This is a genomic window from Corynebacterium pyruviciproducens ATCC BAA-1742 (assembly GCF_000411375.1).
In the GTDB taxonomy this organism is placed as follows: Bacteria; Actinomycetota; Actinomycetes; order Mycobacteriales; family Mycobacteriaceae; genus Corynebacterium; species Corynebacterium pyruviciproducens.
This window is the reverse complement of sequence record NZ_KE150446.1, coordinates 919262-931701: the sequence shown is the minus strand read 5'-3', so window position 1 is coordinate 931701 and position 12440 is coordinate 919262. Positions and strand designations below refer to the sequence as shown.

Below are 12440 nucleotides of genomic sequence, written 5' to 3'. Positions count from 1 at the left end.
CACACTGACCCCCGCCACCAGCGGTGTGCAGGCGTGCGCGCCCCTCAACGGGAATCGTCGCGTGTGCGCAGTGCGTACACTGGGAACCGTCTGCACACGCTCACAACAACACAAGAGGATATAAACAAGTGAATATCGACATGTCCGCGCTTCGCGTGCTCGAGAAAGAAAAGGGCATCTCCGTAGAGGAGCTTCTGACCACCATCGCGCAGGGTTTGCACCGTGCCTACCTGCAGGCGCACCACCTCGACGATGAGGAGAGCGCCCGCGTGGAAATCGACCCGGACTCCGGCGTGGTGACAGTCTTTGCCATCGAACGGGACGAAGACGGGGAAATCATCGCCGAGCACGATGAAACCCCCCACGACTTCGGTCGCCTCGGCGCAAGCGTTGTCCGCGATGCCGTCTACCGCAAGATGCGCGAGGTGAAGACGGACCGCGACTTTGACGAGTACGCGGGCCTGGAAGGCAAGTGCGTCTCCGGCGTGGTGCAGGCCGATGCCCGTGCCAACGAGCGTGGCATCGCCGTCGTCCGCCTGGGCACGGAGCTCAAAGGCCAGGACGGCATCCTGCTTCCCAGCGAACAGATCCCCGGCGAAACCCTCAAGCACGGTGACCGCGTGAAGTGCTACATCGTCGGCGTGGGCAAGGGCCGTGGCTCCCTACAGATCAACCTCTCCCGCACACACCCGGAGCTCGTTCGCCGGCTATTCGAACTTGAGGTTCCTGAGGTGGAATCCGGTGACGTGGAGATCGTCGGGATCGCCCGCGAGGCAGGCCACCGTTCGAAGATCGCCGTGGCGGCCCGCACCAAGGGCGTCAACGCCAAGGGCGCTTGCATTGGCCCCAAGGGGCAGCGCGTCAACAGCGTTATGACGGAGCTGCGCGGCGAGAAGATCGACATCATCGATTACGACGAGAACCCCGCAAAGTACGTGGGTAACGCCCTCGCTCCGTCGAAGGTGGTCGACGTTGAGGTGCTCGATGCCGAGAACCAGATCGCCCGAGTGACCGTGCCGGATTACCAGTTGTCGCTGGCCATTGGCAAGGAGGGGCAAAACGCCCGCCTGGCTGCCCGGCTGACCGGTTGGAAGATTGATATCCGGTCCGACGAATCCTAAGGGGCACAAGGCTCATCACCAGCTACGCCACCGGCGCGGAATTTTCACAAAATACGCGCTGGTGGCGTAACATGTTTTAAGGCTCGTTGTTCACACCAGTGACCACGAGTTCTTTTATGGAGAAGACCGTTGGTTTTGTGGATTACTCATGCGGAGGTGCTGAGCTGACAGTGGCGAGTGAAACGGCTGCGAACGTCGACAAGCGAAAGTCTTACGAACGTTCGGTTCCCACTCGGCGCGTACGACAGCGCACCTGCATCGCCACAAGGAAAACGGTGGCTGATACCGAACTTCTCCGTGTCGTCCACGATCAGGGCACGCCTTCGCGTGTCATCCCTGATCCGAGGCGGCGGCTTCCCGGGCGCGGAGCCTGGCTCGCGCCCACCATGGAGGCCTACGAGATTGCAGAAAAGCGTCAGGCGTTTGGCCGGGCGCTGAGAATCGGGCGCAAGCCTGATACCTCACTGGTGCGCGAGTATATCTTGCGTGCGCACTCCGCCGAACTGGGGAATAACAACCGAGATTGCCCCGTTGTAGGCGGTATGACTACGACAAAGAAAGACCCTAGTAACTGATGAGCACACGATGAAGCATCAGCGATGAAAGTCCAGACCATGTCACGGTAGTCGCACAACTTGGCTTTTCGGGCCACACTACATTCCTCAGATGGTAGGTGGTGCCAACGATTGTGGGCTGCACGTGACCTAACCAGATTTACAAGGAGAACAGTGCCCGGAAAGCTACGTGTCCACGAGCTCGCCAAAGAGCTCGGGGTAACAAGCAAAGAATTGCTCGCCACGCTGAAGGAGCAGGGCGAGTTTGTGAAGACGGCATCGTCCACAATCCAACCGCCGGTCATCCGCAAGATGCGTGAGCATTACGCCGCGCAGGGTGGCGCAGACGACAAGGCCGCAGACAAGCCGGCCAAGGATGAGGCGAAGAAGCCCGCCAAGAAGACCACAAAGAAGGCGGCAAAGCCCGCCGCAAAGCCCGGCCCCAAGCCCGGCAAGCCTGCGGCGAAGGCACAGGACGCCAAGCCGGCGAAGCCGGCTGCACCTACGCCCGCGAGCGTTGCCGGGGATACCGCGCATTCCGCGTCCCGTACGGCACCCAAGCCGGGCGCCTCTACGGCCAAGCCCGGCCACAAGGCACCCACGCCGGCAACCGCCGCCCACAAGACGGCACAGGCACACGGCACTGCCGGCAAGTCCTCGCCCAAGCCGGGGCCGAAGCCCGGCATGCCACCGCGCCCGCGTGGTGGCGCGCCACGTGTGGCCAACAACCCATTTTCCACCAGCAGCTCAGGCACCCGTGCGCCCCGTCCCGGCGGCTCACGTGGCGGCCGTCCGGGTGCAGGCGGAGCCTCCGGCCAGGGTGGTCGCAGCGGTGGACCGCGCCCGGGTGGTACCCGCGGCACGCACCGCACGTCGAGCCCGTCCCGCGGAACGGGGTCGAGCCACGGTGGCAGGCGCCCGTCGCCGGCCTCCATGGCGGCGCATCCGAACCCGGCACAGATGCCGAGCCACTCCGCTACCTCTAACGAGAGCCGAGGCGGACGCGGCGGTCGCGGCCACGGCCACGGCGGTGGCAACTTCGGTGGCGCCGGTCCGCGCGGCGGTCGCGGCGGACGTCGCGGCGGTACCGCGGGTGCATTCGGGCGTCCGGGTGGCGCACCACGCAAGGGGCGCAAGTCTAAGCGTCAGAAGAGGCAAGAGTACGAGGCAATGAAGGCCCCGAAGGTCGTCGGCGGCGTCAAGCTGCCGGACGGCAAGGGACAGACCATCCGCCTTGCACGCGGTGCCTCCCTGGCCGATTTTGCGGACAAGATCGATACCGAGGCCTCGCAGCTCGTACAGGCGCTGTTCAACCTCGGCGAGATGGTGACGGCTACCGCCTCCGTCTCCGATGAGACGCTGCAGCTCCTCGGCGAGGAGATGAACTTCAAGGTGGAGGTCGTCTCGCCCGAGGATGAGGACCGTGAGCTCCTGGAGAGCTTCGACCTGCAGTACGGCGAGGACGAGGGCGACGAGGATGATCTCGAGCGCCGTCCGGCTGTCGTATCCGTCATGGGCCACGTCGACCACGGCAAGACCCGCCTGTTGGATACCATCCGCCACACCAACGTGGGCTCCGGCGAGGCCGGCGGCATCACGCAGGGCATCGGCGCCTACCAGGTCGAGGTCGAGGTTGAGGGCAAGCCCCGCAAGATCACCTTCCTGGATACCCCGGGCCACGAGGCGTTTACCGCCATGCGTGCCCGCGGCGCCAAGTCCACGGATATCGCCGTGCTCGTGGTTGCCGCCGATGACGGTGTCATGCCACAGACGGTGGAGGCGATCAACCACGCCAAGGCAGCGGACATCCCGATCGTGGTGGCCGTGAACAAGATCGATAAGGAGGGCGCGTCCCCGGACAAGATCCGTGGCCAGCTCACCGAGTACGGTCTCGTGCCAGAGGAGTACGGCGGCGATACGCAGTTTGTTGATATTTCCGCCAAGCAGAACGTCAACATCGACCAGCTGCTCGAGGCCATCGTGTTGACGGCCGACCTGCAGCTCGAGCTGTTTGCCAACCCGGAGATGGATGCCCAGGGCGTGGCCATCGAGGCCCACCTCGACCGTGGCCGTGGCCCCGTTGCCACCGTCCTGGTTCAGCGCGGTACCCTCCGCGTGGGCGATTCCATCGTCGTGGGCGATGCGCACGGCCGTGTGCGCCGCATGCTCGACGAGTACGGCAACGACGTGGAGGAAGCCCTCCCGTCCCGCCCCGTTCAGGTGCAGGGCCTCGATGCCGTGCCTGGCGCCGGTGACTCCGTCCTCGTGGTGGAGGACGACCGCGTCGCCCGCCAGATCGCCAACCAGCGCAACGCTCGCAAGCGCAACGCGCTGCAGGCGAAGCGGAAGAAACGCATCTCGCTCGAGGATCTGGATGCTGTGCTCAAGGAGACGCAGGAGCTCAACCTCATCCTCAAGGGTGACAACGCCGGTTCCGTGGAGGCCTTGGAGGATTCGCTCCTCAACATCGAGGTCGCCGATGATGTTGTACTCAACATCATCGACCGTGGCGTTGGTGCCGTGACGGAGACGAACGTCACGCTCGCGGCTGCATCGGATGCCATCATCATTGGCTTCAACGTCCGCGCCGAGGGCAAGGCCACCGAGCTCGCCCACCAGGAGGGCGTGGATATCCGTTACTACACGGTTATCTACGATGCCATCAACGAGGTGGAGTCCGCTCTCAAGGGTATGCTCAAGCCGATCTACGAGGAGAAGGAAATCGGCACCGCCGAGATCCGCCAGCTGTTCAAGGCGTCCGCCGTCGGCCTCATCGCAGGCTGCATGGTGGAAACCGGCAAGGTGCGCAGGAACGCCACGGTGCGCCTCACCCGCGACGGCAACGTCATCGCGGAGAAGGCCACCATCGACTCCCTGCGCCGCGGCAAGGACGATGCCACCGAGGTATCGGCCGGCTACGAGTGCGGCATGGTACTCAGCTACCCGGATATCGCCGTGGGCGACCAGATCCAGGTGTACGAGATGGTCGAGGTTCCGCGCGACTAGTCGCGCGAACCGACGGCTTAACTGAGAGCCGAATGAGGCCGGTCTGCTTTTCGCAGATCGGCCTTTTCGCATGTAATATGGCGGGGGCTTAGGTCACAATCGAGAAAAGGAGTTACTCATGGCTGATAAGGTACGCGCGGGGCGGATGGCGAAGAGGATCCAAACGATCGTGGCCACCGCGCTGGAACACGAGATCAAGGATTGGCACCTGGAGTTCGTCACTGTGACCGACTGCACTCTCACAGGTGACCTCCACGATGCCACGGTGTACTACACTGTAAGAGGTAAGACACTCGATGAGGAGCCCGATTATGCTGCGGCCGCCGAGTCTCTTAACCGTTGGAAAGGGCGACTTCGCAAAATTGTTGGGGACCAGCTCTCTGTGCGGTTCACCCCGACTCTTTCATTCGAACTGGACACAGTTCCGCAATCCCGCGCACACATGGAAGATCTCCTAGCCCGCGCCCGCGCGCGCGATGAGGAGGTGCGCAAGCTCGCCGAGGGAAAGAAGCCCGCCGGCGAGGACAACCCGTACAAGTAAGGAGAAAGTCATGTACACCACTTTTGCCAAGCAGTTCGCTGAGGAGCTTCCCCGGCTTGTCCGCGCCTCGTCGGTCGCCGTCGTCGGTCACATCCGACCCGATGGCGATGCCATCGGGTCCGTCACCGCCCTTGTTGCGCTGCTCCGGCAAAAGGGTGTCAACGCTCACGGTTTCATCGGCCAGCCTGAGCGTTTCTCCGAGGACTTGTACACCATCCCCGGCGCCGAGGACGTTGACACGGTGACGAGCTTCCCTAAGGACGTCACCGCGTGCATCACGGTGGACTGCTCCTCCCTTGACCGCACGGGTGCGCTGCAGGAGGAGATCGCTGCGCTGGAGAAGACGGTGGTTATCGATCACCACGATTCCAACACCGAGTTTGGGTACAAGAATTTTGTCATCCCGGAGGCCGAGGCGACAGCGGTCATGCTGTACTACGTCGTCGCCCCGCTCGGCGTGGAGCTCACCCAGGACATCGCCCACAGCCTCTACGCCGGTGTGCTCACGGATACCGGCAGCTTCCGGTGGGGTGGCCCGCACATGCACGCGGTGGCGGCTGAGCTGGTGAAAACGGGGATCGATCAGCAGGCGATTGCCTACGAGCTTGTCGACCGCATCACCACACAGGATCTGCGCTTCAACGGTGAGATCCTGTCCAAGCTGCAGGTGCTCAATGCCGGCGGGATTAAGATCGCGTCCCTCACAGCCACCCACGAGATGATCGAGGGCCGCCCGAAGTCCACCATCGAGTCCCTCATCAACTTCGTCCGTGCCACCGATGACACGGATATGGGCTGCGTGTTTAAAGAGCAGCACCCGGGGGAGTGGACCGTGAGCTTGCGCTCGCGCACCCTCGATGTTGCCGAGTACGCCCAGGCTCTCGGTGGTGGCGGACACAAGCCTGCCGCCGGCTACTCCGATACCGGCACCGCCGACGATCTTGCCCGCCACCTTGTGCAGGTGGTCGAGGAAATCGGCAAGAACGCGCAGTAGCTCACGGGCAGAAGGCTTGTGATACCTAAGGCTAACCATTAAACAGCTCTGTATACGGCACAATGAGGTCCATGGCGGAGCTCATATTCTCGTACTTGCTTCTATCAAGCTCCGGACTTCCCAGACCTATAGATTTTTAGCCCCTGTCCACCACCGGGGGTTCATCTCCGACCCCGTTTTCTACCGGCTTTAGAGTTTTTACTCCGTGTGTTTCGTTGGGGCGTCAATACTCACGGGTCGACCAGTTAGCCATTTTCACGTGAACAGAACTAAACGGTAGAGGTCAGTCAGCCCGCTGTGGTTTTTCGCGTCGTGACATCGATTACGTACACTGCAGTAGTTGATGTTTTCCCGTTGTGATGGAGAGTTTTTCTGTGGCAGATACAAGGCAGGTAGAGGGAGACCTTTCTAAGGTGACCTTTGGCACGATCCTCAAGCTGGCGCTGCCGGCGCTGGGGGTGCTGGCGGCATCGCCGCTGTATCTGTTGTTGGATACTGCGGTGGTGGGCAGACTCGGCGCCGTCGACCTGGCGGCGCTCGGCGCGGCGACGACGATCCAGTCGCAACTGACCACCAACCTCACGTTCTTGAGCTACGGCACCACAGCGCGAGCCTCCCGCAAGTTTGGTGCAGGGGACAAGAAGGGAGCCATCGCCGAGGGCGTGCAGGCCACGTGGGTGGCTCTCTTCGTGGGCATTGCCATCTGCCTGTTCGTGTGGATTACCGCGCCGTGGCTCACCCTGTGGCTGTCCAACGACCCGGGGGTCGCAGGCGAGGCCACCATCTGGCTTAGGGTGGCAAGCCTCGGCATCCCCATGATCCTCATTACGATGGCCGGAAACGGCTGGCTTAGAGGCATTCAGAACACCCGCACCCCGTTCTACTTCACGCTCATGGGGGTCATCCCCTCGGCGGTGTCCGTGCCGTTCCTCGTGGACCGGATGGGGATCGTCGGCTCTGCGTGGTCGAACCTCGCAGGTCAAACGATCACCAGCGTCTTATTCGTCGGGTTCCTCATCTACACCCACAAGGGTTCGTGGAAGCCACAGTTCAGCGTGATGAAGCAGCAGCTTGTTCTCGGGCGCGACCTCATCGCCCGGTCGCTCGCGTTCCAGATCGCGTTTATTTCCGCGGCGGCGGTGGCCGCGCGGTTTGGCACGGCATCGCTCGCCGCTCACCAGGTGCTCATCCAGCTGTGGAACTTCCTTGGTCTCATCCTCGATTCGCTAGCGATTGCCGCTCAAACGCTCGTGGGCGCGGCGCTTGGCACCAAGAACATTGGCTACGCCCGCAGCGTGGGGGACAAGGTTGCCCGCTACTCGGGAGTCTTCGGCGTGGCTCTGGCCGCCATTATCGCCGCCGGGTACTCACTCATTCCGGCAATTTTCACCCCCGTGGCCGAGGTACAGCACGAGATGCACGCCGTGTGGATCCTCTTTGTGGTCATGGTGGTGCTTGCCGGAGTGGTCTTCGGTCTCGACGGTGTGCTTTTGGGAGCCGCCGACGCGGCGTACCTGCGTAACCTCAACATCGCGGGCGTGGTCATCGGATTCCTCCCCGGGCTGGCGCTCGCCTACTACCTCGACGGCGGGCTGCCCGCAGTGTGGCTGGGATTGGGAATGTTCATCCTCATCCGCATGATCGGAGTCATCTGGAGGTTCCGCTCTATGAGGTGGGCGAAGTAACGACGTACCATAGTGGAAAGGCCAGGATTTTTCGGTAGAGAGGACGGCTCTCATGACGTCGTCGCAGAAGGCAACAAAGACGCTGTGGGCAGTGTCCGACCTTCATGCTGCGGTAAAGGCGAACCGTGACCCCATAGAAACGATCACCACGGATAACCCCGCCGACTGGCTCATTGTGGCCGGTGACGTGGCCGAGCGCACGGGTCTCATCATCGACGTGCTGCGCACCCTGCGTGCCAAGTTTGACAAGGTCATCTGGGTGCCCGGGAACCACGAGCTGTACTGCAGGAGCAAGGACCCGTTCACCGGGCGGAAAAAGTACGACGAGCTCGTGCAGGGGTGCCGGGACATCGACGTGCTCACCCCGGAGGATCCCTACCCGGTGTTCGGCGACCATACCATCGTGCCGCTCTTTACCCTCTACGATTACACCTTCCGGTTCCCCGGCATGACGGTGGAGCAAGCGATCCAAACCGCGCACGACCGCGAGATCGTCATGACCGACGAGTTCGCTATTGCGCCATTTGTGGATATCCGCGGCTGGTGCTGGGACAGGCTCGCCTACTCCATCAAGAGGCTGTCCAAGGTAGAGGGCAAGACGATCCTCATCAACCACTGGCCGCTTACCATCGAGCCGTGCGAGCGGTTACGGTACCGCGAGATTCAGTTGTGGTGCGGGACGCGGCACACCCGCACGTGGCCGGCGCGCTACCAGGCCACCGCCTGCGTGTACGGGCACCTGCACATTCCGGGGACGACGATGGTGGACGGCATCCCACACGTGGAGGTCTCCCTGGGGTACCCGCGCGAGTGGCAAAACCAGCCGGGCAGGTCTAAGCGCCCGTGGCCGTACCCTGTGTTGGAGGTGGAAGAGGATGCTTGACCCGTTGCTCTTCCCGTCCTCGGCGCACTACGCGTACATGTTCACCGATAGGGACACGCCGGACCTCACCCACTACAACAACCTGCACCCGCTGGAGAAGGCGCTCGTGTCGCACGCGGTGGATTCCCGCAAAGCGGAGTTTGGCGATGCGCGTTGGTGCGCGCACCGTGCGCTGAAAGAGATGAACCGTGACACCGGCCAGCCGATCCTCCGTGGCGATCGGGGCATGCCGCTGTGGCCGTCGTCGGTGTCCGGCTCGCTCACCCACACGGAGGGGCTGCGGGCGGCGGTAGTGGCCCCGCGTCTCTTAGTACGCTCCATGGGCATCGATGCCGAGCCCGCCGAACCGCTTCCCGCGGGGCTGGTTGATTCCATCGCTTTCGGTCCCGAGCTCGATTGCATCGAGGAGCTTGTCGACGACCTCCCGTTCGCCGATCGTCTCATGTTCTGCGCCAAGGAGGCGACGTACAAGGCCTGGTTCCCGCTTACCCACCGGTGGTTGGGGTTTGACGAGGCCAACGTCCTCCTGCGCGCCGACGGCACGTTCACCTCGGTTCTCCTCGCGCGCCCCACGCCGTTTCCCGCGATCGAAGGCAAGTGGGTGTGCCGCCACGGCTACATCATCGCCGCCACCGCGGTGGAGTAGCTGTAGCCAAGGCTACAGCTGTAGAAAAAGGTACAGCCACAGCTAAGGCTACAGCCGCAGCTAAGGCTATAGCTGCAGTTAGAGCGTCGACGGCCGCGCCACGAACACGGTGGCCAGGCGCTTGCCCTGTTCCTTGATGAGCGCGATAGCGCGACCGTCGGGGGCGACTGCTGCGTGGGTGCCCTTCAGTCCACGGGGCGTGAGCCACTTGCCTTCGCTTAACGCCTGCGCCTCCTCGTCGGTGACCGCGAGAGTGGGGTAGCAGGCCTGGAGCGCCTCGTCGAGGGTGAGGCTCAGCTCCGGATGATCCTCGAAGTGGGCGAGGGGGTGGGACCGTGAGATATCGAAGGGGCCGACGGTTAAGCGTCGCAAAGCAACAAGGTGCGCACCCACCCCGAGACCGTGACCCAGGTTGCGAGCCAGCGCCCGGATGTAGGTACCGGAAGAACAGTGGACCCGCACCCGCAGGTCCGTGCCCTCGCGGCCGAGAATATCAAACGAGTGGATCGTCACCGGGCGCGGCGGGATCTCCACCTTCTCGCCCTCGCGCACCAACTGGTGGGCGCGCTTCCCGTTAATCTTGATGGCGCTCACTGAACTCGGGCGCTGCATGATATCACCGGTGAGCCCCGCCACCTCGCGTGCGATCTCCTCGTCGGTGACACCCGAGGCATCCACCTCGCGGGTGATCTCACCATCGGCATCCTCTGTGGTGGTCTCCTGGCCCAGCCGAATCGTCGCCTCGTACGTCTTCGTCTCCGCCACCAGGTGTGCCAGGAACTTCGTGCCACGCTCCACGCCGACAACAAGCAAGCCGGTGGCCATCGGATCCAGCGTGCCCGCGTGGCCTACCTTCTTCGTACCAAAGTATCGACGAATCGCCCCCACCACGCTGTGTGAGGTCATCCCCCTGGGCTTATCCACTAACACGAGCCCGCCTAATCTCTTCTCATCGGTCATACCCCCAAAATATACGGAACAAGATAAGGCAGTACTGTCTAAGGGGTGAATATCTGGCCAGGATTAGACGAGTTCCCGCACGACATCGGGAAAACAGTAGTCACCATCGGCGTGTTCGACGGCGTCCACAGGGGGCACCAAAAGCTCATCTGTCGCGCCGTGGAGAAAGCACACGAACTTGGGCTGCCGTGCGTCATGATCACCTTTGACCCGCACCCGCTCGCCGTCATCCGCCCCCAGGCCATGCCGCCGATCCTCGGCACCGTGGAGCAGCGGGCGCGCCGGGCAGACGAACTGGGGGTGGACCACATCGTCGCCCTGCAGTTCGACCGGGCGCTCTCCAGCCTCGAACCGGAGGACTTTTTCGAACACGTGCTGCAGGACAAGATTCAGGCCGCAGCAGTCCTCGTGGGAGAGAACTTCACCTTCGGCCATAAGGCTGCTGGCACTACGGAGACCCTGCAAAAACTGGGGGAGAAGTACGGCGTGGAAGTGGACGTGGTGGAGCTCCTCAAAGACCACGGGGAACGGATTTGCTCCACGATGATCCGCAAAGCGCTGCTGCAGGGCGACATCAAAAAGGCCAACTGGGCGCTCGGCCGCCCATTCACCGTCCGCTCGCTGGTGGTCCGTGGCGCCGGCCGCGGCGGGGCGGAACTCGGCTACCCCACGGCAAACATGTACTTCGGCCCCGACGTAGCCATCCCCGCCGACGGCGTATACGCAGGCTTCTTCACCGTACTGGACGAGGCCCCTTCCACAGCTCCCATCGAGGGCACGATGAAGCCCGGGGTGCGGTACATGACGGCCGTGTCCGTGGGCAGCAACCCTACCTTCGGCGACGAGAGGCGCTCCGTGGAATCCTTCGTGTTGGACGAGCACGCCGACCTCTACGGCCGGTACTGTCGCGTGGAGTTCATCGACTTCATCCGTGGCATGGAGAAATTCTCCAGCGTGGACGAGCTGCTCACGCACATGGACCGCGACGTAGCCAAGGCACGCGAGATCCTCGCGGACGCGGACACGCCGGTGGAGAACCTGAAAGAAATCAACTAGTGAAACTCATCCTCGACCTGGACACCGGCATCGACGACGCTCTAGCCATCGCCTACGCGCTCGGCTCGCCCGACGCCGAGCTCGTCGGCATCACGGGGACGTACGGCAACGTGACGGTGGAGCAGGGCGTGGCCAACTCCCGCCGGCTGCTGGAGATCCTCGGCGCGCCGGGAATCCCGGTGCTCCCCGGCATTGGACACCCGTGGGGCAAGCGGGAGTTCGTACGCAAGGATGCCTCCCGGTTCATCCACGGCGATAACGGCGTGGGTGGGGTGGACATTGGTGCCCCAGAACCGCAGTTCCCCGCAGACAGGGAGGAGGCGATCGCATTCATCGCGGACCAGGTGCGTCTTATCGGAGAAGACCTCACCATCGTCCCCACGGGTGCGCTCACCACCATCGCGGAGGCGATGAAACGCCACCCGGAGGTGGCCCGTGCCCACATTGTGCTCATGGGCGGGGCCCTCACCGTGCCCGGCAACGTGAGCGCCGTGGCCGAGGCGAACATCTCCCAGGACCCGGATGCCGCCGATTACGTCTTCCGCCACGGAGAGAACGTGACGATGGTGGGGCTCGATGTCACGCTGCAGACGCTTCTCACCACCGCGCACACAAGCCTGTGGCGCGAACTCGGTACGGTTGCAGCAGCAACGTACGCGGACATGGTGGACTACTACATCGGGGCCTACGCCACGATGTCCCCAGACTTGGGTGGCTGTGGTCTGCACGACCCGTTGGCGGTGGCCGTGGCGCTTGACCCCACGCTGGTGACAACGCTTGATACCAACCTCAAGGTGGACCTCGGCGGGCGCACCATCGGCGACGAGGCGCGCCTTTCCGATCCGGTGAAAAACACCTACGTCGCGGTGGGCGTGGAAGCGAACCGTTTCGTGGGGGAGCTCATGGCACGCACGCTGCGCCTGTTCGATACAAAATGACCAAAATGACATAGCTGATTTGCCATGGGCGTGGCTTAGCGATTACTATGTCGAAA

11 protein-coding genes are annotated in these 12440 nt (G+C 63.2%); 10 read left to right on the top strand and 1 reads right to left on the bottom strand.

Features of this window, described 5'->3' with window-relative positions:
• Nucleotides 1-128: 128 nt before the first annotated feature.
• The 8 genes from nusA (at nt 129) to HMPREF1219_RS03990 (ending at nt 9430) form a co-directional block, all read left to right on the top strand.
• A complete protein-coding gene (gene nusA, locus HMPREF1219_RS04025) occupies nt 129-1121 on the top strand; it encodes a transcription termination factor NusA (RefSeq protein WP_016459226.1) in 993 nt (330 codons plus the stop codon).
• Between the two features lie 257 nt (nt 1122-1378).
• Nucleotides 1379-1696: a YlxR family protein gene (locus tag HMPREF1219_RS04020; RefSeq protein ID WP_051120510.1), complete on the top strand. Its 318-nt coding sequence runs from the start codon at nt 1379-1381 to the stop codon at nt 1694-1696.
• 153 nt (nt 1697-1849) lie between these two features.
• Nucleotides 1850-4681, top strand: coding sequence for a translation initiation factor IF-2 (gene infB / locus HMPREF1219_RS04015; protein WP_016459224.1), 2832 nt, complete (start codon nt 1850-1852; stop codon nt 4679-4681).
• A 118-nt stretch (nt 4682-4799) separates the two neighbouring features.
• Nucleotides 4800-5222, top strand: coding sequence for a 30S ribosome-binding factor RbfA (rbfA, locus tag HMPREF1219_RS04010; protein WP_016459223.1), 423 nt, complete (start codon nt 4800-4802; stop codon nt 5220-5222).
• Nucleotides 5223-5232: 10 nt separating this feature from the next.
• Complete coding sequence (locus HMPREF1219_RS04005) at nt 5233-6216, top strand: DHH family phosphoesterase (RefSeq protein ID WP_016459222.1); 984 nt, start codon at nt 5233-5235, stop codon at nt 6214-6216.
• Between the two features lie 359 nt (nt 6217-6575).
• Nucleotides 6576-7901: an MATE family efflux transporter gene (locus HMPREF1219_RS04000; protein ID WP_040426862.1), complete on the top strand. Its 1326-nt coding sequence runs from the start codon at nt 6576-6578 to the stop codon at nt 7899-7901.
• A 52-nt stretch (nt 7902-7953) separates the two neighbouring features.
• Nucleotides 7954-8784 carry a metallophosphoesterase family protein gene (locus HMPREF1219_RS03995; protein ID WP_016459220.1) on the top strand — a complete coding sequence of 277 codons (831 nt, stop codon included), beginning with the start codon at nt 7954-7956 and terminating at the stop codon, nt 8782-8784.
• Entirely contained in the window at nt 8777-9430 is a 654-nt protein-coding gene (locus HMPREF1219_RS03990; RefSeq protein ID WP_016459219.1) for a 4'-phosphopantetheinyl transferase family protein, read from the top strand. The genes HMPREF1219_RS03995 and HMPREF1219_RS03990 overlap by 8 nt, the downstream gene beginning before the upstream one ends.
• A gap of 78 nt (nt 9431-9508) precedes the next feature.
• Here HMPREF1219_RS03990 and truB read toward each other — a convergent pair whose 3' ends face one another.
• Complete coding sequence (truB, locus tag HMPREF1219_RS03985) at nt 9509-10390, bottom strand: tRNA pseudouridine(55) synthase TruB (RefSeq protein ID WP_040426860.1); 882 nt, start codon at nt 10388-10390, stop codon at nt 9509-9511.
• A gap of 45 nt (nt 10391-10435) precedes the next feature.
• On the opposite strand from truB, the gene HMPREF1219_RS03980 reads away from it, so the two are divergent.
• Together HMPREF1219_RS03980 and HMPREF1219_RS03975 are read left to right on the top strand one after the other, a co-directional pair.
• Nucleotides 10436-11446, top strand: coding sequence for a bifunctional riboflavin kinase/FAD synthetase (locus HMPREF1219_RS03980; protein ID WP_016459217.1), 1011 nt, complete (start codon nt 10436-10438; stop codon nt 11444-11446).
• A complete protein-coding gene (locus HMPREF1219_RS03975) occupies nt 11446-12384 on the top strand; it encodes a nucleoside hydrolase (protein ID WP_016457733.1) in 939 nt (312 codons plus the stop codon). The genes HMPREF1219_RS03980 and HMPREF1219_RS03975 overlap by 1 nt, the downstream gene beginning before the upstream one ends.
• The last annotated feature ends 56 nt before the right edge of the window (nt 12385-12440 follow it).